Origin of the sequence: Psychromonas sp. SR45-3, from assembly GCF_014163575.1 — a bacterium.
GTDB classification, from domain to species: domain Bacteria; phylum Pseudomonadota; class Gammaproteobacteria; order Enterobacterales; family Psychromonadaceae; genus Psychromonas; species Psychromonas arctica.
On sequence record NZ_JACJDP010000012.1, the window covers coordinates 33,377 to 53,733 of the forward strand.

General features: G+C 39.3%; 18 protein-coding genes. 17 read left to right on the plus strand and 1 reads right to left on the minus strand.

Annotated elements, in window-relative coordinates; translation table 11 throughout:
* The first annotated feature begins 257 nt into the window (after window positions 1–257).
* From mraZ to lpxC, 16 genes are all read left to right on the plus strand, one after another.
* Window positions 258–719, plus strand: coding sequence for a division/cell wall cluster transcriptional repressor MraZ (mraZ, locus tag H5084_RS08750; RefSeq protein ID WP_028869771.1), 462 nt, complete (start codon window positions 258–260; stop codon window positions 717–719).
* Window positions 720–1,667: a 16S rRNA (cytosine(1402)-N(4))-methyltransferase RsmH gene (rsmH, locus tag H5084_RS08755; protein ID WP_028869772.1), complete on the plus strand. Its 948-nt coding sequence runs from the start codon at window positions 720–722 to the stop codon at window positions 1,665–1,667.
* On the plus strand, window positions 1,668–1,982 hold the full coding sequence (gene ftsL / locus H5084_RS08760) for a cell division protein FtsL (protein ID WP_182690199.1): 315 nt from the start codon (window positions 1,668–1,670) through the stop codon (window positions 1,980–1,982). It abuts the gene before it with no gap.
* Complete coding sequence (locus H5084_RS08765) at window positions 1,979–3,808, plus strand: penicillin-binding protein 2 (protein WP_028869774.1); 1,830 nt, start codon at window positions 1,979–1,981, stop codon at window positions 3,806–3,808. Before ftsL ends, H5084_RS08765 begins: the two co-directional genes overlap by 4 nt.
* Window positions 3,808–5,379, plus strand: a complete 1,572-nt coding sequence (gene murE, locus H5084_RS08770; RefSeq protein WP_182690200.1) for a UDP-N-acetylmuramoyl-L-alanyl-D-glutamate--2,6-diaminopimelate ligase — start codon at window positions 3,808–3,810, stop codon at window positions 5,377–5,379. The genes H5084_RS08765 and murE overlap by 1 nt, the downstream gene beginning before the upstream one ends.
* Window positions 5,376–6,914 (plus strand): UDP-N-acetylmuramoyl-tripeptide--D-alanyl-D-alanine ligase, encoded by a 1,539-nt coding sequence (murF, locus tag H5084_RS08775; RefSeq protein ID WP_182690201.1) that lies wholly within the window; start codon window positions 5,376–5,378, stop codon window positions 6,912–6,914. The genes murE and murF overlap by 4 nt, the downstream gene beginning before the upstream one ends.
* A gap of 48 nt (window positions 6,915–6,962) precedes the next feature.
* On the plus strand, window positions 6,963–8,045 hold the full coding sequence (mraY, locus tag H5084_RS08780; RefSeq protein WP_182690202.1) for a phospho-N-acetylmuramoyl-pentapeptide-transferase: 1,083 nt from the start codon (window positions 6,963–6,965) through the stop codon (window positions 8,043–8,045).
* A gap of 1 nt (window position 8,046) precedes the next feature.
* Complete coding sequence (gene murD, locus H5084_RS08785; RefSeq protein ID WP_182690203.1) at window positions 8,047–9,372, plus strand: UDP-N-acetylmuramoyl-L-alanine--D-glutamate ligase; 1,326 nt, start codon at window positions 8,047–8,049, stop codon at window positions 9,370–9,372.
* A gap of 2 nt (window positions 9,373–9,374) precedes the next feature.
* The gene (gene ftsW, locus H5084_RS08790; protein WP_182690204.1) at window positions 9,375–10,730 is read left to right on the plus strand and encodes a putative lipid II flippase FtsW; all 1,356 of its coding nucleotides are present in this window, start codon (window positions 9,375–9,377) and stop codon (window positions 10,728–10,730) included.
* Window positions 10,723–11,805 (plus strand): undecaprenyldiphospho-muramoylpentapeptide beta-N-acetylglucosaminyltransferase, encoded by a 1,083-nt coding sequence (gene murG / locus H5084_RS08795; RefSeq protein WP_211235681.1) that lies wholly within the window; start codon window positions 10,723–10,725, stop codon window positions 11,803–11,805. Before ftsW ends, murG begins: the two co-directional genes overlap by 8 nt.
* Before the next feature lie 15 nt (window positions 11,806–11,820).
* Complete coding sequence (murC, locus tag H5084_RS08800) at window positions 11,821–13,281, plus strand: UDP-N-acetylmuramate--L-alanine ligase (protein ID WP_182690205.1); 1,461 nt, start codon at window positions 11,821–11,823, stop codon at window positions 13,279–13,281.
* Complete coding sequence (locus H5084_RS08805; RefSeq protein ID WP_182690206.1) at window positions 13,281–14,201, plus strand: D-alanine--D-alanine ligase; 921 nt, start codon at window positions 13,281–13,283, stop codon at window positions 14,199–14,201. The genes murC and H5084_RS08805 overlap by 1 nt, the downstream gene beginning before the upstream one ends.
* A gap of 3 nt (window positions 14,202–14,204) precedes the next feature.
* Window positions 14,205–14,948, plus strand: a complete 744-nt coding sequence (locus tag H5084_RS08810; protein WP_182690207.1) for a cell division protein FtsQ/DivIB — start codon at window positions 14,205–14,207, stop codon at window positions 14,946–14,948.
* Between the two features lie 68 nt (window positions 14,949–15,016).
* Window positions 15,017–16,261 (plus strand): cell division protein FtsA, encoded by a 1,245-nt coding sequence (gene ftsA / locus H5084_RS08815; protein WP_182690208.1) that lies wholly within the window; start codon window positions 15,017–15,019, stop codon window positions 16,259–16,261.
* 34 nt (window positions 16,262–16,295) lie between these two features.
* A complete protein-coding gene (ftsZ, locus tag H5084_RS08820; RefSeq protein ID WP_220485932.1) occupies window positions 16,296–17,531 on the plus strand; it encodes a cell division protein FtsZ in 1,236 nt (411 codons plus the stop codon).
* 86 nt (window positions 17,532–17,617) lie between these two features.
* On the plus strand, window positions 17,618–18,547 hold the full coding sequence (gene lpxC, locus H5084_RS08825) for a UDP-3-O-acyl-N-acetylglucosamine deacetylase (protein WP_028869785.1): 930 nt from the start codon (window positions 17,618–17,620) through the stop codon (window positions 18,545–18,547).
* 208 nt (window positions 18,548–18,755) lie between these two features.
* Here the strand turns inward: lpxC and H5084_RS08830 are convergent, their stop codons facing one another.
* Complete coding sequence (locus H5084_RS08830) at window positions 18,756–19,289, minus strand: DciA family protein (protein WP_259396721.1); 534 nt, start codon at window positions 19,287–19,289, stop codon at window positions 18,756–18,758.
* Window positions 19,290–19,349: 60 nt separating this feature from the next.
* Between H5084_RS08830 and H5084_RS08835 the strand changes: the two genes are divergently transcribed.
* Window positions 19,350–20,351 (plus strand): M23 family metallopeptidase, encoded by a 1,002-nt coding sequence (locus H5084_RS08835; protein ID WP_182690209.1) that lies wholly within the window; start codon window positions 19,350–19,352, stop codon window positions 20,349–20,351.
* The last annotated feature ends 6 nt before the right edge of the window (window positions 20,352–20,357 follow it).

The following is a 20,357-nucleotide window of genomic DNA, read 5'->3' on the forward strand; positions in this document are numbered from 1 at the left end:
GGCGGAGTATATCACGCAACTTATTAATTGGTCGCCTTTTGAGGATAATTTCACTTTTTTATTAACCGATATAACAAATAAATAAAATACCTAGCCGAGGAAACTGTGATTGTGATCCTCATTTAAAAGATCCATTGCTTGCAATAATATCGCAGAATATTAGACTGGGTGTCCAAAAGTGGGAAAAAGTGTCGTTTTGTGGATCTTTTTCTTATAAAATGGATCTTTCACCCATCTATCAATGGAACTGAACCGTCATGTTGCGTGGTGCAAATGCGATCAATCTCGACACAAAAGGACGTATTGCGATCCCTACACGGTATCGTGATTGGCTATCTGACACTTGTCAGGGGCAGTTTGTGTGCACGATTGATTTTCAAACACAGAATTGTTTGTTGCTTTACCCATTACATGAATGGTTATTGATTGAAAATAAATTACGTGGTTTATCAAGTACTAACCCACAGGAAAGACGTATACAGCGGTTAATTTTAGGCCATGCCAGTGAATGTGAGTTAGATAAAAATGGCCGTACCTTAATTGCGCCGACCTTACGCCAACATGCAAAGCTAGATAAAAAAATAATGTTAGTCGGACAATTAAACAAATTCGAAATTTGGGATGAGCAAGTGTGGCATCAACAAGTTCAGCAAGATCTACAAAGTGACATGTCGTTAGGCATGGAATTAAGTGATTCTCTCAAGGAGTTCTCGTTCTAGATGAGTGAGCATATAACCGTATTATTAAATGAAGCCGTTGATGGACTAGCGATTAAACCCGATGGGATTTATGTCGATGGGACATTTGGACGTGGTGGACATTCACGACATATCTTATCGAAACTAGGGCCAAATGGCCGTTTAATTGCGATCGATAGAGATCCGCGTGCAATTGCTACCGCAGAAGCTTTACAAAAAGAAGATAGTCGTTTTCAAATTGTTCATGGACCTTTTTCAGGTTTGGCTGAATATATTAAAGACCTTGGCTTGGCCGGTAAGATAGACGGTGTGTTATTGGATCTTGGTGTTTCTTCGCCACAGCTTGATGACGCAGAGCGCGGGTTTAGTTTTATGCGCGATGGACCATTAGATATGCGCATGGACCCGACATCGGGCATTAGCGCTGCTGATTGGTTAGCAAAAGCAGATGTTGATGATATTGGTTGGGCCTTAAAGACCTTCGGTGAAGAGAAGTTTGCCTACCGCATTGCACGCGCAATTGTCGCAGATCGAGTAGAAACTCCGTTTACGCGCACGCTGCAATTAGCACAGTTAATTGAACGTTTATGTCCTAAACGTGAAAAGAAAAAACACCCTGCAACGCGCAGCTTCCAAGGTATTCGTATTTATATCAATAGCGAATTAGAAGAGATCCACAAAGTATTAGATGGTGCGTTAGATATTTTAGCGATTGGTGGCCAACTTTCGGTGATCAGTTTTCATTCATTAGAAGATCGCATTGTAAAACGCTTTATTCGTAAGCAGGAAAAAGGGCCAGAGTACCCACCTGGTTTGCCTTTAACTGACGCACAAATGCAAGTGGGTAAAAACTTAAAAGCAGTGGGTAAAGCGATTAAACCAAGTGCTCAAGAAATTGCTGTCAATACACGCGCTCGAAGTTCGGTATTACGTATTGCTGTCAAATTGAGACAGCCAGAGGTTAACTAGGTGGTGGCTTCTCGTGAAAATTTATTATTACTGATATTAGCGGATTTACGTCAAAATGTGATCCTAGTTATTCTTGGAATTATGATACTAATCAGTGCTTTATATAATATTTATATTACGCATGAAACACGAGAGTTAGTAACAAAAAAAGAATTCTTATCTCAACAAAAAGATAACTTAATGATCGAGTGGAAAAACTTGCTGATCGAAGAACATACCCTCGATGAACATAGTCGCATTCGTTCAGTTGCAACCAAACAGTTATCAATGTCGCAACCAACCAAACAAAATAGTGTATTAGTGGAAATTCGATGAATAAAAGACGGACGACATCAAGGGCAAAAGGAAGCTCACAAACAAGAAAGAAAAAAATCTACCTGAGTTATTCCTCGGGTAGATATGCTTTTGTTGCAGTGACTATTTCATTAATTGCATTAGCCTTAATCTCTCGCCTTGCCTTTATACAAATCTTAGAGCCTGAATACTTAACTAATGAAGCTGACAAACGTAGTTTGCGTGTCACTAAATCAGTGGTACATCGAGGCAATATTGAAGATCGTAATGGTGAAGAGTTAGCGATCAGCGTGCCTGCTTTTGCTATTTGGGTAGATCCTAAAGAGGTCAAAAAACATTTTGCTTTCACTCTTGAAGAGTGGGCTGATAGTGTCGTTGTCAATCCTAAAACAGGATTAGAGCGGCATACCAAAAAATATTTTTATGAATCAAAAAAATGGTCTGCATTAGCTGAGGTATTAGGCATTGAACGTGAAGCCATTGCAAAAATAATTCAACGACCTAATGCGCGTTTTGCTTACTTAAAACGTCAAGTTAACGATCCCATGGTGCAATATGTTAAACAGTTAAAACTGTCGGGTATTGCTAGCCAGTTAGAGTCACACCGTTTTTACCCTACCGGTGAAATTAATGCCAATATCTTAGGATTAACCGATCTAGATGCACAAGGTATTGAAGGTATTGAAAAAAGTTATAATGATTATCTGCAAGGGCAAACTGGCAAAAAACGAGTTCGTAAAGACCGTTTAGGCAATGTTATTGATAATATTGAAGTGCTTAAAGAGAAAAAATTAGCAGGCAATTTACAGTTAACCATTGATCAACGTATTCAAGCAGTTGCTTATACTGAATTGAAACGTTCAATTAAAATGAATAACGCAACTTCAGGCTCTATTGTAGTGCTAGATGTTCACTCGGGTGAAATCTATGCGATGGCCAATTATCCGTCATTTAATCCAAACGATCGTACTCAATACCAAGCTTACAAATTACGTAACCGAGCGATTACCGATACCTTTGAACCAGGTTCAACGGTTAAACCGCTAGTGGTTGCTAGTGCATTGATCCACCATAAAACCGATGTTGATGAAGTGATTGATACTTCCCCTGGTTGGATGACCATTGGTGGTCGTCGCGTTCGCGATGGTCGAAATTACGGAAAAATAGATTTGGCTAAAATTTTGAAAAAGTCCAGTAATATTGGGGTGAGTAAATTAGCTTTACGTTTAAAACCAGAGCAATTGCAGCAAACTTTTGCGGATTTTGGTTTTGGTAATGATACTGGTATTGCTTTGATTGGTGAGAGTGTTGGGCGTTTACCTATTCGCCATCGTTGGTCTGATTTTGAATTAGCCACTATGTCCTTTGGTTATGGTATTACCTCGACAACGCTACAACTTGCTAAAGCTTATGCCATTTTAGGCAGTGGTGGCATGCAATATCCATTATCCATTATCAAAGGTCCAGAACAGCCTGGCGAACAAGTTATTCCTAAAAATATTGCACTTGAAGTCGTCGCAATGATGGAAGGGGTTAGTAAACCTGGTGGCACTGCAAAAAAAGCCAAAGTTGAAGGTTACCGTATTGCAGGTAAAACGGGGACTTCTCGAAAAGCTGAAGCTGGCGGTTATGGTGATGATTATGTTGCTGTCTTTGCAGGAATAGCACCGGCGAGTCGTCCTCGCTTTGCTATTGCAGTGATGATTAATGAACCACAGGGAGATAGATACTATGCGGGCGATGTGGCTGCACCTGTATTTTCTGCTGTGATGAAAAGTACTCTATTGTTAACACATGTATTACCCGATGGTGGAGATCAAAGCTACACCTATTTGGAGGCTAAATAATGGTTAAAGAAACGCAACCGGTGCCAGCATTGGATGTAAAAAGTGTACTAAATCAACGCCAATATAATGTCGACGTTGCTTGGCTACTAGCACCTTGGTTAACTGTTTCATTAACTCAGTCTTTATCTGGCATGACCTTAGATAGTCGTGAAATTCAGCAAGGTGACTTGTTTGTTGCTTTGCAGGGATCAATTAATGATGGCCGTCGGTTTATCAAAAATGCTATCAATGCTGGCGCTGCAGTGGTGCTTGCTGAAACCACAGATAAAACTACTGATGGCCAAATTCGCTTCGAAGCAACAACACCTATCATAGAGATTTATCAACTAGGTCAACACCTTAGTGCATTAGCAATGCGTTTTTACTTTCCTCAAAAAAATCTACATAGCATCACAGCTATTACCGGTACCAACGGTAAAACAACCATTGCTAGTTTGCTAGCAAATAGCTATATGCTATTGAATCAGCAAAGTGCGCAAATGGGCACTATTGGTAATGGTTTATATGGGCAGTTAAAAAGCAGTTTAAATACCACCTTAGACGCCATTTCAGTTTGCCGTGAATTGCAACATTATCAATCCCAAGGTGCTAAACATACGATCATGGAAGTGTCTTCACATGGTTTGGTACAAGGCCGTGTTGCAGCGATCCCTTTTGAAACCGCTATTTTTACTAACTTAACGCGTGATCACCTTGATTATCACGGCACGTTAGAAGCATATGCGCTAGCTAAAAAGACATTATTTACTGAGTTTCCACTGCAGCATCGTATTATTAATGCCGATGATGCAGTCGGGCAAGCTTGGTTAAAAGCATTTCCAAATGCCATTGCTTATGGTGTGAATGCACAGCAATATTTTTCAAATCAACCTTTCTTCAGCATTAAAAAAGTACAGTACCTCGCGCAGGGAATTAGCTTCGAATTTACCTCTAGTTGGGGGGATGGAGTGATCAATGCGCCATTTTATGGTGACTTTAATGTTTCAAACATTGCCGCAGTTTGTTGTGCGTTACTTGCGGATGGCTTTTCGATTAAGCAAATTGCAGACGTAATAGCTAAGTTAACAGTTGTACCAGGAAGAATGGAACAGTACTTTTTTGCGCAACAACAGGTAACGTTCGTAGTTGATTACGCTCACACCCCTGATGCTTTGCTGAATGCTTTAAAAGCGTTACAAAATCATAAACAAAAGGGGCGTATTATCGCTGTCTTTGGTTGTGGTGGTGATCGTGATAAAGGCAAACGACCTGAAATGGCTAAAATGGCCGAGCAAGGCGCAGACCAAGTGGTGATAGTTGATGACAACCCACGCAGTGAAAATGCGCAGCAGATTGTTGAAGATATAAAAAAAGGCTTAACTCAACCTGAATTAGCCTTAGTGATACATGATCGTAAACAAGCTATTCTGCATTTACTTCAATCAGCACAAGCTAACGATATTATTTTAATTGCTGGAAAAGGGCATGAAGATTATCAAATCTTTGGTGATAAGAAAATACATTACAGCGATCGAGAGTGTTTGAGCGACTTGATTGAGAACAAAGAGAAACAGCAGGAACAAAGCGTATGATACCGATCACCGTAGAGCAGTTATGTGAAGCAACTGATGGTCAGATTAATTTAGATGATCAGAAATCAGATAATCTAACCTTAGCGGAAATTAATTCTGTTGTGATTAATAATGTCAGCACTGATACTCGAACGATCAATGAAAATGACCTCTTTATCGTATTAAAAGGTCCCTCCTTTGATGCTCATAATCTGTTACAAAGCGCCATTGATAAAGGTGCTGCAGTCCTATTAGTTGAAAAAAGCTGGGTGGAAAAAAATAGGGCTGAAAAGAATTGTAGTCAAAACAACAATTTTACTTTTGCTAATGATTGCATTGTCGTGATGGTTGCCGATACAAGAATTGCATTAGGCTTATTAGGACGCTATATCAAACAGCAAATAAAAGGCATTAAATGTGCAGCGATCACGGGTAGTAACGGTAAAACCACCTGTAAAGAATTATTAAGTGCCATATTAAGCGTTCATAGTGGAGATAAAAATAAGGTATTAGCTACCGCTGGTAATTTTAACAACGATATCGGTTTGCCATTAACTTTATTACGATTACAAGCACAACATCAATTTGCCGTACTTGAACTAGGGGCAAATCATATTGGCGAGATTGCCTACACCTCAGCACTTGCACAACCCGATGTTGCATTAGTTAATAATGTCATGCCTGCGCATTTGGAAGGTTTTGGTTCGTTACAGGGTGTGGCGACAGCAAAGGCTGAAATTTGGTCTAATTTGACACCATCTGGCATCGCAGTAGTAAATTTAGAGGCTAATTTTGCCGTGGACTTTGTGCAGAAATTGGCTAATAAGCATCAACCATTACTTGGTTTTTCGACTAAAAGTGAGCAGCAAAACGGGGCGAAACCGGATCTATTTGCCAGTGATATTGTGCATAACGAACTGGGGCAAGCTAGCTTTACACTAAATCTTTCAGATACCTTAGTAAACAAGCTAAATACTTTGCAAAACATAAGCATACAATTGAACCTTCCTGGCTTGCATAATGTCAGTAATGCATTAGCAGCAAGTACCATGGCTGTCGCTTTTGGATGTTCGTTACAAGATATCAAAAAAGGCTTAGAAAGTGTCCAGCAAGTCGTAGGGCGGGTTAATTGTTCTGTTATTTCAGAAACCGTCACGGTGATTGATGATACCTATAATGCAAATTCCGCATCGGTTAAAGCGGGAATTGATTTGTTAGTTCAATATCAGGCGAATCAAGTATTAGTTTGTGGTGATATGGGGGAGTTGGGCGATTATGCTGAGCAAGAACATAAAACGGTGGGCGAATATGCTCAACAACAAGGCATACAGAAATTATTTACCGTAGGAAATTTGAGTCAACTTGTCAGCCATGCGTATAATGCGGCTGCTAAAAATACTGTGGCAGAACATTTCACAGATAAACAACAACTTAAGGAAGCACTTAATGCTTATTTAAGTGATAAAGAATCTAAAACAGTGATCCTTGTAAAAGGGTCTCGTAGTGCAAAAATGGAAGAGATCGTTGCTTTTATTAAACAAACATTCAGTGCGTAAGCCATCTTCATTAGCTGTGCAACAGCTTTATATAAATAGGATTTCAACATGGTAGTCTGGTTAGCGGAATTACTCTCAAGTCATTACACCTTCTTTAATGTATTGACATACTTATCCGTGAGAATGGTCTTAGCTGTGTTGACTGCACTGGCATTTTCTTTGTGGGCGGGACCTAAGTTGATCCGTTATTTACAGAGCCAGCAGATCGGTCAAATTGTACGTGATGATGGGCCGGAATCTCATTTCAGTAAAGCTGGAACACCAACCATGGGTGGTGTACTCATTTTAGCTGCGATTGTATTAAGTACGTTATTGTGGGCAAGATTAGATAATCTATATGTTTGGGTTGTATTGTTCACTACTGTTGCTTTCGGTGCGATCGGCTTTATGGATGATTACTTAAAAGTGGTACGCAAACATCCCGATGGATTAATTGCACGTTGGAAGTATTTCTGGCAATCAGTGGCCGCCCTAGCGTTAGGTATCGTGTTATATATGACAGCGCAAGGTGATGCACAGTTAACATTAGTGGTGCCTTTTTTCAAAGAATACATGCCGTACTTAGGTTTACTATTTATTCCGTTGGTTTATTTCACCGTGGTGGGGAGTAGTAATGCGGTCAATTTAACCGACGGCTTAGATGGCCTAGCGATTATGCCAACGGTAATGGTGGCGTCTGCTTTTGCATTAATAGCGTATTTAACCAGCCATGTTAACTACTCTCATTACCTATTTATTCCGTATATTCCGCAAGCGAGTGAATTAGTGATTATTTGCGGTACCATTGCCGGTGCTGGTTTAGGCTTTTTATGGTTTAACACTTACCCTGCGCAAGTCTTTATGGGCGATGTGGGCTCACTCGCCCTAGGCGCTATTCTTGGTGTTATTGCGGTACTGGTCCGTCAAGAATTTTTATTAGTGATCATGGGCGGTATTTTTGTACTGGAAACTGTCTCGGTTATTTTACAAGTGGGCTCTTATAAAATGCGTAAGCAACGTATTTTCAGAATGGCGCCTATTCATCATCATTATGAGAAAAAAGGATGGCCGGAGCCACGTGTAATTGTTCGTTTCTGGATTATTACTATCGTATTAGTGTTGATTGGCTTAGTTACGCTGAAGGTTCGCTAATATGATTGCTAAGCGTATTGCTATTATTGGCTTAGGAACGACGGGCCTATCCTGTATCAACTTTTTCCGTAAAAAAGACATCTCAGTTACCGTCTTCGATACGCGAGCAGTACCGCCTGGCAAAGATCAACTTGATGCTACAACAAAGCTGATCATTGGGCCTTTATCTGCACAACTTTTATGTCAATTTGATTGTTTAGTGGTTAGTCCGGGCATTGCGATTGCAACGCCCGCGATTGATGCTGCGATTAAAGCCGGTGTGGAAGTGATCGGTGATATTGAGTTATTTGCGCGTGAATTAAAAACCCCCCCTTATCAGCATGCAAAATTAGTTACTATCACGGGGTCTAACGGTAAAAGTACAGTAACCAGTTTACTTGGCGAAATGGCGATAGATGCGAAAGTGAATGTTGCTGTTGGTGGTAATATTGGTGTACCTGCTTTAGATTTATTAGCTCCTACTATAACTCTGTATATTCTAGAATTATCGAGCTTTCAGCTCGAAACCACAGAGTCCCTCAATGCCGATGTATCGACTATTTTAAATGTCAGCGAAGATCATTTAGATCGTTATAGCAGCTATCAAGATTACACGGCTGCAAAACATAAAATATATCAACAGAGCCAAACAGTACTCATTAATCGAGATGATCCATTAACCTTTACTGACAAACAACCACAATTAAGTTTTGGTTTTGATCAACAACACTATGGGGTGATTTTACAACATAACGAACATTACCTCAGTCTTGAACAACAGCCTTTATTAACCTGTTCAGCTTTAAAACTGAGCGGTAAACATAATTGGATGAATGCCTTAGCAGCGCTTGCATTAGGTCAAGTTGTCGATTTGCCAATGCCTTCTATGTTGTCTACATTACAAACCTATAGTGGGCTTAAACATCGTTGCGAATTTGTTAAAGAAGTCCAAGGAGTACGTTGGATAAACGACTCTAAAGCAACTAATGTAGGTGCAACGCAAGCTGCGCTATTAGGCTTGTCTGATACTATCCAAGGTAAAGTGCATGTTATTTTAGGCGGTGATGGTAAAGGTGCTGATTTTTCTGAATTAAAGCCAGTGTTACAAGAAGTAAAAGGGCAAATTGTTTGTTTTGGGCGCGACGCAACATTAATTGCAGAGCAAGATCTTCGAACCATAATTGTTGAAAATTTAGACCAAGCGGTTTCATATATTAATCAACAGGCTGAAGCTGGTGATTTAGCCATTTTGACACCTGCCTGTGCTAGTTTAGATATGTATAAAAACTTTATGGCACGCGGAGATCATTTTATTAGTTTAGTCAACGCGCTTACTGGAAAAATTTAGTCATGTTTAGGGCTATTAGTAATAAGTTAGCATCACTCTTTAGAACACTAACCTTTCAATCGTCGCAGCAGTCGCAAGCTTATGATCGTTCTTTATTAGTGTTAGTATTTACGCTTATGGGCGTTGGTCTAGTTATTGTCGCCTCTGCTTCAATGCCTGAAGGAATAGCGCTTTCCGATGACCCATTTCGTTTCTTAAAACGACACCTTATTTATATTATTTTATGCTTATTTATATTAGCGGCTGTAGTGTCGATCCCAATAACACGCTGGCATAAATACACGCCTATTATTTTACTGCTCTCTTCATTAGCTTTATTTTCAGTGTTGATTATTGGTACCGAAGTAAATGGTTCCTTACGTTGGTTACGCTTTGGGCCCTTGAATATCCAACCCTCTGAGTTTGCAAAACTGTCTGTGGTATTGTTTATTTCAAGTTACCTTTTACGTCGGCAAAAAGAGGTGATTGATACTATTAAAGGTTTTATAAAGCCTTTGGCAATATTAGCGCTATTAGCTTTATTATTATTATTACAACCAGATTTAGGTTCAACCGTGGTGATCGTGGTGATCATGATGGGTATGTTATTCATTGCTAATGCGCGCATGATCTCATTCGTGGGGATTGCAGTGGCGTTGTTATCGGTGATCATCCTATTGATTGTTACCTCACCCTATCGTATGGCAAGGGTTTTTGGTTTTTTAGATCCCTGGGCTGATCCATTTGGCCGAAGTTACCAGTTAACACAGTCTTTAATGGCTTTTGGCCGAGGCGGTTGGTTCGGTGAAGGATTAGGTAATTCAGTACAAAAACTTGAATATTTACCTGAAGCACATACTGACTTTATTATGGCTATTCTCGCAGAAGAGTTAGGTTTTATTGGGGTTAGTATTGTTATTATTCTGGAGTTTATTCTAGTTTATAAAGCTTTTTCGATTGGTAGAAAAGCGTTACAACAAAACTTTGTTTTTGCTGGTTACGTTGCTATCGGTATTGCAATTTGGTTCGCTTTTCAAACTGCGGTTAATATTGGTGCCGCTTCCGGTGTTGCACCTACAAAAGGTTTGACCTTACCCTTGATTAGTTATGGTGGTTCAAGTTTGATCACTATTGCTATTGCCGTGGGGTTAGTATTACGTATTGATTTTGAAACACGCTTAAGCTCAGCACAGGTACGTATTACAAAGAAAGTCAAAAAGAAAAAATCGAAACCAAAAAATGTACCTAGCGAGCCATCCGATAACATTTCCGGTAATGTTATCGATACTGAATCAGACAATGTATTCGACAACACATTCAGCAAGGTCTCCAATAAGATGACTGGCAATACATCAAGTAATGAACTAAAGGGTGAATAATATGAGCAAAACTAAAACCTTATTGGTGATGGCTGGTGGTACTGGTGGGCATGTCTTTCCGGGCTTAGCGGTCGCAGATAAATTAAAAAATGAAGGCTGGCAAGTGAGCTGGTTAGGGACAGCAGCAAGAATGGAAGCAAGGTTGGTACCTGAACATGGTTATGAAATAGATTTTATTGACGTGGCCGGAGTGAGAGGGAATGGCATCAAACGTTTGCTAGCCGCTCCCTTTCAAATTTTGAAATCAATTTTTCAAGCACGTAAAGTCTTAAAAAATAGACAAGTAGATTTAGTATTGGGTATGGGAGGTTTTGCCAGTGGACCGGGTGGTATCGCGGCATGGACTTTAGGTATTCCTGTTGTGTTACACGAACAGAATGCAACCGCGGGAATGACCAATCGCTTACTCTCTTATTTCTCAAAAAAGGTATTAATGGGCTTTAGCGGTGCATTTTTGAATGAAAAAGCTATTTTAGTCGGTAACCCAATACGTAAAGACCTTTTGGCTTTACCTGAAAAGCAATTTTCAGCATCCTCTTCTAGTTTAAAGGTACTGGTGATTGGGGGAAGTTTAGGCGCACAAGTTTTAAATGAAACAGTACCTCAAGCATTAATGAACTTTGATGCGACAAAAGTGTCTATTTTACATCAAACTGGAAAAGGCTTTTCTGAGTCTGTTTTAGCACGTTATCAAGACTCTCAAGTAGAGTATAAAGTACAAGATTTTATTACTGATATGGCTGCTGCTTATGATTGGGCGGACGTTATTATTTGTAGGGCAGGGGCGCTTACAGTTGCTGAAGTTGCTGTGGTAGGCTTACCTGCTATTTTTGTTCCTCTACCGCATGCGGTAGATGATCATCAAACAAAAAATGCACAAAGCTTAGTAAATGCAGAGGCCGCAATATTACTTCCTCAAAAAGACTTAAATGCAAAGAAATTAAGTGAATGTTTGGCGACATTAAGTCAAAATAGGCAGTTGCTTGTTGATATGAGTACAAACTGTAAAAATATAGCAATTAGAAATGCAACGGAGCAAGTGGCTGCCGTTTGTAATTCCTTAGTGAAAATATAGTGAAAGTGAATTCCGATGATAAAAATTGAGTTAGCAGAAATCCGTACCATGATCCCTGAAATGCGCCGTGTAAAACAGATCCACTTTGTGGGGATAGGTGGAGCTGGTATGGGAGGAATTGCTGAAGTATTAGCCTATGAAGGCTATAAAATCACTGGTTCTGATATTGCTGAAAACACAGTCGTTAAACGTCTGCGTACCATTGGCGTGGAAATCTTTATTGGCCATGCACAAGAGAATATCTATGGTGCTTCAGTGGTGGTTGTTTCAACAGCCATTAATAAAGAAAACCCTGAGTTATTGGCGGCACAGCAAGCGCGTATTCCAGTGGTTCGTCGTGCGGAAATGTTAGCCGAGTTGATGCGTTATCGCCATGGTGTTGCCGTTGCGGGTACACATGGGAAAACCACCACAACGAGTTTGATTGCGAGTATTTATCGTGAAGCAGATTTAGATCCTACTTTTGTAATTGGTGGTTTGCTAAATAGTGCTGGTACTAATGCTAAATTAGGACAAAGTCGTTATTTAATTGCCGAAGCTGATGAAAGTGATGCTTCATTCTTACATCTACAACCCATGGTGTCAGTGGTAACCAACATCGAAGCTGATCACATGGACACCTATCAAGGTGACTTTGAAATTTTAAAAGATACGTTTGTGCAATTTATTCAAAACTTGCCTTTTTATGGGACCGCGGTTGTTTGTTTAGATGACCAAGTGGTAGAGAATTTGATCCCACGTTTTGCTCGCCAATGCGTGACCTATGGTTTCCATGAGCAAGCCGATGTACGTATTTCTAACTTTCAACAAACAGTTAGCAGAAGTGAATTTTTAGTGCACCGTAATAATCGCCCTGATTTAACGATCCAGTTAAATTTACCTGGTAAACATAACGCATTGAATGCGGCGGCGGCTATTGCTGTTGCAATGGAAGATGATATTGAAGATGCGGCTATTTTAGCTGCACTACAAAGTTTTGAAGGTATTGGCCGTCGCTTTGAGCAATATGGTGAATTCGAAACCGGTCGTGGTAAAGCGATGTTAGCGGATGATTATGGTCATCACCCAACCGAAGTACAAGCTACTATCAACGCAGCGCGAGAAGGTTGGCCTGAAAAACGTCTTGTTATGGCGTACCAACCACATCGTTATACACGTACCCGTGATTTATACGAAGATTTCGCACATGTTTTATCGCAGGTTGACCAACTATTATTATTAGATGTTTATTCCGCAGGTGAGACGCCAATCGCGGGGGCAGATAGCCGTTCGCTATGTCGCACAATTCGCCAACAAAGTGGCAAAGAGCCTATTTTTGTTGCCTCACCGGAAGCTTTGCCGGGTGCATTAGCAAAAGTGATTCAAGAGGGTGATTTGGTGCTTACTCAAGGCGCTGGTAATATTGGTGCTGTTGTTAAAACCTTAGCTGAATTAAAATTAGATATCGAAAAAATGACACAAGTGAGTGCAGGTTAATGGCGGTTGATTTTGGAAAAGTAGCAGTTTTGTTTGGCGGAGAGAGTGCTGAGCGTGAAATCTCATTAAAATCGGGTAATGCTGTGTTAAATGCTTTACTTCGTCAAGGTGTTGATGCCCATGCGGTTGACCCTAAATTGGATGATATTTCACAAATTAAAGCGTTAGGTTTTGAGCGTGCCTTTATTGTGTTGCACGGTCGAGGTGGGGAAGATGGCACTATTCAAGGTTTTTTAAAGACATTGAATATTCCGTTTACTGGTAGTGATGTGTCGAGCTCAGCAATTGGTATGGATAAAGCCAAAACTAAGCAAATTTGGCAAAGTTGTCAGTTACCGACTGCAAGCTATCAAATTATTATCAAAGAAAACTTTGAACCATCAAGCGCTACCGATATACTAGCTGCCTTATCAGGTTCTGTAATGGTTAAACCTGTTCATGAAGGTTCAAGTATTGGTATGGCTAAAGCAGACAATGCAGAACAATTGGTGGCTGCTTTAGAAGAAGCGTTTAAGTTTGATAATAAAGTATTGTTAGAATCTTGGATAACTGGTGATGAATTTACTGTCTCAATGCTAAATGGTCGCGCATTACCGGCTATTAGCATGAAAACAACGAATCAATTTTATGATTATCAAGCAAAATATCAATCCACAGAAACACAATATTTGTGTCCCTGTGGACTGTCAGATAATGAACTAAACAAGTTAAACCATTTAGCTGAAGAAGCGTTTAAAACCATTGGCTGTAGTGGTTGGGGCCGTGTTGACTTTATGCGTGATGAAAACAAAAACTGGTTCCTATTAGAAGTGAATACAGTGCCGGGAATGACTGAAACCAGTTTAGTGCCGAAAGCAGCGAAACAAGCGGGTATTAGCTTTGATCAATTAGTGTTATCTATTTTAGAGCAAACTTTATAATCTATGTGGCATAAGTTAAAACAAGTCAAAATAAGCAAATGGATTGGTTTCTTTGTTTTTGTACTTTTAATGTATGCCTTACAGGACAGCTTTTTTAAATTAAAATTTTGGTTAACGGACCACCAATCATCACCCCTAACGGCATTAGTCCTTACGGGCCACCGCGAGCATATTACTGAAGACGTGGTGAGAGAGGTGTTAGCAGATCAAGAAGATAGGTTAAATTTCTTTACTTTAGAAATAGCTGAAATCCAAAAACAGTTAGAACAAAAACCTTGGGTTTATTCTGCATCGATTCGAAAAAATTGGCCGGATACGTTAAAGATTCATATTGTTGAGCAATCGATTGTTGCTTCATGGAACCAAAAGTCATTGTTGAATAGGTTTGGTGAAATTATCGATGTGGTACCTGAACCTGAGAATGATTATATTGCTCTGTCTGGTGATGATAAACATGCAGAGCAAGTGCTGAATACTTATTTGCAATTAAATCAGTTATTGTTGCCAAGTCATTACAGAATTGCTGCTTTACACAGTGACCAACGTAATGCCAGTGAATTGGTGTTAAGAAATGGCATTAGTTTGAAGTTAGGTAAAGAACAAAAATTAGAACGCATACAATTATTTTTAAATGCATTTCCAAGAATTGCACAAAAATATGAAATTAGCTCCATCGATTATGTTGACCTACGTTATGATACAGGGTTGGCAATTGGATGGAAGAAAACAGAAAATAATAAAACCTAATATAACAATTTTGTGCTCATGTTGAGTTAATTCTTCTCTCTTAAAATAGAGAAAATGGTGATAGACGAATGGAAAGTAATTACACAGTTGGTTTAGACATTGGTAGTAATAAAGTGGTTGTCTTAATCGGTGAGTTATTAGCAAATGATGTAATTAATATCGTTGGAGTGGGCAGTGCCCCGTCCAAGGGAGTTGATAAAGGATCGGTAACTAACTTAGATGCAGTTGTTGAGTCGATTACAAGTGCGTTAAAGCAAGCTGAAGATATGGCTGACTGTCGAGTCTCATCAGTTAACTTATCAGTTTCTGGTTCACACATTGAATCAATGAATGAATCAGGTACTTGGGCGATTGAAGCACATGAAGTGACTACCTATGACGTTGAAAGTGTGATCCATAACGCACGATCAGTGAAAATTCGTGACGAACAGCGCTTATTACATGTCATTCCTCAGGAATACTCTATTGATTCCCAAGGGCACATTAATAATCCTATTGGGTTATCGGGTGTTAAGCTAAAAGCAAATGTACATTTAATTACTTGTCATAATGACCTAGTTAAAAACTTAGAAAAAGCAGTTGAACGTAGTGGTCTTGTGATTGATCAGTTAACTTTTTCAGGTGTTGCATCAAGCGAAGCTATTCTCAGTGAAGATGAAAAAGAGCTGGGTGTCTGTATGATCGATATGGGGAGTGGTACAATGGACCTGTCTATCTATATTGCGGGTTCGTTACAGCATAGTATGGTACTTGATTACGCAGGTAACTCGGTAACTAATGACATTGCCATTGCATTTAGTGCTCCACCAACGTCAGCTGAAGTAATAAAAGTTAAATATGGGTGTCTAAATAAACGCTTAGTACTAGATGAAGAAACCATCGACTTACCGAGTGTTGGTGGTCGACCTGCACGTAGTTTGCAGCGTTCAATATTAGTAGATGTTATTGAGCCACGATACAGTGAGCTATTAACTTTAGTTAAGAATGAAATCTTTAAATTGAATGATAAGTTTGCACGTGAAGGTTTAAAGCAACAATTAGCGGCGGGTGTTGTCATAACAGGTGGTGCCGCTCAAATTGAAGGTTTGGTTGAAATTGCTGAAGAAGTCTTTGGTAATATTCAAGTTCGAATTGGTAAACCGGAGCATATTCAAGGATTAGCTGATGATGTAAACTCACCAGCTTATTCTACGGCAGTAGGTTTATTACGTTATAAAAATGACGAGTTTGCAGGTGAAGAGGATGCTGAGCCGGAAAATCGTTTTACAAGTTTATTCGGTAAAATAAAAAACTGGATAAAAAAAGAATATTAGTTATCAAGTTACATGGATTGGGTGGTAACAGACGATGTCACAAGAAGTTAATAGAGTGGAAGAGAGTCAAATGTTTGAAATAATCGATGATGAAGACCATTCAGCACAAGCCATAATTAAAGTTATTGGCATTGGTGGTGGTGGTGGTAACGCGATCAATTATATGATCGAAAAAGGCCTAACTGGCGCTGAATTTATTGCTATGAATACCGATGCGCAAGCATTACGTTCATCAAAAGCAGATATTCGCTTACAATTAGGATCTAATATCACTAATGGCTTAGGTGCCGGTGCAAACCCAGAAATTGGTTATAAATCAGCACTTGAAGATAAAGAGCGTATTCGAGAAATCGTCACTGGTGCCGATGTTGTATTTATTGCTGCTGGTATGGGTGGTGGAACAGGTACTGGTGCTTGTCCAGTTGTTGCCGAAATCGCTAAAGAGGAAGGTGCATTAACGATCGGTGTCGTATCAAAACCTTCTTTGTTTGAAGGCCGTAAGCGAATGAATTACGCAACGCAGGGTATTGCTCGTTTATCTGAGAATATCGACTCTTTGTTGATTATTCCAAATGATAAATTACAAAAATCGTTACCGCGTGGTATCTCTTTCTTAGATGCATTACGTGCTGCGAATGGCGTACTTTATGATGCGGTTTCTGGCTTTTCTTCAATCATCAATAATGAAGAAAGTACTATCAATATCGATTTCGCGGATGTACGCACTGTCATGACAGAAGCGGGTACGACTGCGGTAATGGGAATTGGTGTTTCTTCTGGTGAGAACCGTGCTGAAGAAGCCGTTGAAGAAGCTATTTCATGCCCATTATTAGAAGATGTTGATCTGTCAGATGCACGTGGTGTACTTGTACATATCGTTGCTGGTATCGATTTCAGTTGGGATGAGTACCACACTGTAGGTGATGCGTTAAAACAATTTGCTTCTGATGACTCTCAAAACATCATCGGTGTAACCGTTGACCCAACCCTAGAGACGGGCGAATTACACGTTACAGTTATTGTAACGGGTATTGGTGAGCGTAAATCTGAATTAAATGTAGTTAAAAACCCTACGCTTAATACTCAGAAAACAGCTGAGAACGTTGAGAAAACACCTGAAGTGGACGTTGCAAAAAGCACTGCAGAAACTGAAGATGTTAGTCAAACAGAGCCTGAAATAGTAGAGCCAATTGCTGAAGTTAAAGATAAAACTAGCGCCGAAAGTTACTTGGACATTCCTGCTTTTTTAAGACGTCAAGCAGATAACTAAATTAAAGCTAGCGATATAACAGTTTGTGATATTGATCTCAAACTGTTATCATTCGTCGCAGATATCATCGTAGTGGAGGTCATTTTATGATTAAGCAAAGAACATTAAAACAAAGTGTTAAATCAACAGGTGTTGGTTTACATTCAGGGAACAAGGTAACCATTGAGTTGCACCCTGCACCTGTTAACACGGGTATTGTTTACCGTCGTATTGACCTTGACCCGGTGGTTAGCTTTAAAGCACATGCACAAGCAGTACAAGAAACGCTTTTATGTACTTGTTTAGTGAACGATCAAGGACAGAAAATTTCTACTGTTGAGCATTTATCTGCTGCTTTGGCTGGTCTAGGTATTGATAATATTATTATCGACGTTGACGCACCAGAAATTCCAATTATGGATGGTAGTGCGAGTCCTTTTATTTTCTTGCTTCAATCTGCTGGTATCGAAGAGCAAAATGCAGCTAAAAAATTCATTCGTATTAAGAAAACAGTACGTGTGGAAGATGAAAAAGAAGGTAAGTGGGCTGAATTGCAGCCTTCTGATAATGGCTTTAGCTTAGATTTTAAAATTGATTTTGATCATCCTGTATTTGAAGGTCAAAACCAACATGTTGAAATGCAGTTTTCAGGTGATTTATTTGTCAAAGAAATCAGTCGTGCACGTACTTTTGGTTTCATGAAAAGCGTTGAGTATCTACAATCTAATAATTTAGCACTAGGTGCTAGTTTAGATAATGCGATTGGTTTAGATGAATTCCGAGTATTAAACCCTGAAGGTTTACGTTATGAAGATGAATTTGTAAAACATAAAGTATTAGATGCTATCGGTGATTTATATTTATCTGGTTATAGTATTCTGGGTCATTTAAAAGCCTATAAAACTGGGCATGCCTTAAATAACAAACTTTTATGTGCATTACTTGCAGATCAAGAAGCATTTGAAATGGTGACCTTTGAAGAACCTGTGAGCGAATCTCCTATACAATATATTGAGCCTGTGTTTGTTACAGCTTAAAACTCTTAATTAAGATTTAATTAAGTGTTTAGCTAAGCCAATATAGACTTCATTGAAAACCACTTTATTTAAAGTGGTTTTTTTTTATGTTTTTTAGGGGAATTGTTTTGATAAATACTTGTGCAATTTAGAATCTGCAGCACAGGGGTGGTCTACTTTAAACAATACAATGCAACAGAATTGAATAGGTTTGATTAGTTAATCGCTATTATTCACTTTTATTGGTTGAGAATTTAGCTAATGATTGTAGTGCTTTTTTTAATTTAGGATCAGCATTTTCAGCTAATGCTAAAAAGGAGTCTGCAATATCTTTACTCATTTTTTGTGCGCGTTTTTTTACTGGTTTGTTGGTTTTTAGTTGTGATGGACTCACTTTTGCAAGGGCTGGGTTAACTTTGACCTTGATGTTAATCAAAGATGAATGATGCGTGCGCAATTCGCTGAGGATATCACTTCGTATAAATTGTAAACGCTGAAGCCAAAGTGAGGTCGGACTTTCTATAATCAAAGTCCCATTTTCAATATTTCCTATACGACATCCACTGATGTTGTGTTGTTTTAAAAGCCTTTGTAGTACCATATCCAACTTAGTTATCAAGGATGTACTTTTCTGATAACTATTTTTTTCTAATAATAGTGCAATGGGTTTAGGTTGTTTCTTGTAAGATTTCATAGCAGCCATCAATAGTGAATTAAGTTTATGAGTATAACGGTTATTTATAATAGGAAGGAGACTGAACATAACTTTTCTATAACAAGATCGACATTTATTTTCGTGTGCATATTGATTGTCGCGATCTTGATGACGAGTGCTTGGCTATTACAATCGCATTACCATCAGCAATTAACCCAACATAAAATACAAGCTCTCAGTGAGCGAGACCTCATTAAACAACATTATTTAGACACCTTACAATCTCAAACCAATCAACAAGTGCAAGCACTGGCTGTTAAAATAGGTCAATTACAGGCACAGAGTATCCGCTTAAATAATTTGGGTGAACGTATTGTCGAGAAATCAAATTTTCCCAAAGAGGAATTTGAGTTTGATATTAACCAATATATCGATCAAGGACTTATCCTTGATGCCGATAACTTAGAGCAAGGTCTAGACCAAAACCTAGACCAAAATGTAGAGTCTGACAACGAGCAAGTCGTCGAAGAGGCTATTGACCATGAGCCGATTGAGAATACCTCTGCAAATGCAGAGTCAGTAGATGAAGAAATTGAGCAACCTGTACCGTTAAATATTGTTTCAAATGTCAAGACGTTAGACACTTCAGACCTAGCTAAACTTCATAAAAATGTATCACTCCTCGCATATCAGTACCAAAAGAATCAAAATTTACTGCAACAACTTGAAATTACATTAACTAATCTCCATCTTACAGATGAGTTATTCATTTCTGGTCGCCCTGTTCCAATTCAAGGCTCTTGGATCTCTTCACCCTTTGGTACGCGAACAGACCCATTTACGGGGCGTTTACGTCGCCACAAAGGCGTTGATATCGCTGGACATACAGGCATGTCAATTAATGCGACTGCCGCAGGCGTAGTTACGAGATCAGAAGCGCGTACTGGTTATGGTTATGTGGTTGAGATTAATCACGGCAGTGGTTTGAGAACACGTTATGCACATGCTTCATCGTTACTTGTCGCGGTGGGGGCTATTGTTGAAAAAGGTCAACAAATAGCAGTGATGGGAACAACAGGTCGCTCTACAGGGCCACATGTGCACTATGAAGTCATCAAAGATGGCACCCAAATAGACCCAGTTTATTATATACAAAGATTACCAAGCTAAATTACA

Coding starts and splice junctions, on each gene's coding strand:
- H5084_RS08805 (WP_182690206.1), top strand. CDS start 13,281: ATGGCGGTTGATTTTGGAAAAGTAGCAGTTTTGTTTGGCGGAGAGAGT.
- murC (WP_182690205.1), top strand. CDS start 11,821: ATGATAAAAATTGAGTTAGCAGAAATCCGTACCATGATCCCTGAAATG.
- H5084_RS08835 (WP_182690209.1), top strand. CDS start 19,350: ATGACGAGTGCTTGGCTATTACAATCGCATTACCATCAGCAATTAACC.
- murF (WP_182690201.1), top strand. CDS start 5,376: ATGATACCGATCACCGTAGAGCAGTTATGTGAAGCAACTGATGGTCAG.
- ftsW (WP_182690204.1), top strand. CDS start 9,375: ATGTTTAGGGCTATTAGTAATAAGTTAGCATCACTCTTTAGAACACTA.
- ftsZ (WP_220485932.1), top strand. CDS start 16,296: ATGTCACAAGAAGTTAATAGAGTGGAAGAGAGTCAAATGTTTGAAATA.
- murE (WP_182690200.1), top strand. CDS start 3,808: ATGGTTAAAGAAACGCAACCGGTGCCAGCATTGGATGTAAAAAGTGTA.
- ftsA (WP_182690208.1), top strand. CDS start 15,017: ATGGAAAGTAATTACACAGTTGGTTTAGACATTGGTAGTAATAAAGTG.
- H5084_RS08830 (WP_259396721.1), bottom strand. CDS start 19,289: ATGTTCAGTCTCCTTCCTATTATAAATAACCGTTATACTCATAAACTT.
- lpxC (WP_028869785.1), top strand. CDS start 17,618: ATGATTAAGCAAAGAACATTAAAACAAAGTGTTAAATCAACAGGTGTT.
- H5084_RS08765 (WP_028869774.1), top strand. CDS start 1,979: ATGAATAAAAGACGGACGACATCAAGGGCAAAAGGAAGCTCACAAACA.
- mraY (WP_182690202.1), top strand. CDS start 6,963: ATGGTAGTCTGGTTAGCGGAATTACTCTCAAGTCATTACACCTTCTTT.
- mraZ (WP_028869771.1), top strand. CDS start 258: ATGTTGCGTGGTGCAAATGCGATCAATCTCGACACAAAAGGACGTATT.
- murD (WP_182690203.1), top strand. CDS start 8,047: ATGATTGCTAAGCGTATTGCTATTATTGGCTTAGGAACGACGGGCCTA.
- rsmH (WP_028869772.1), top strand. CDS start 720: ATGAGTGAGCATATAACCGTATTATTAAATGAAGCCGTTGATGGACTA.
- H5084_RS08810 (WP_182690207.1), top strand. CDS start 14,205: ATGTGGCATAAGTTAAAACAAGTCAAAATAAGCAAATGGATTGGTTTC.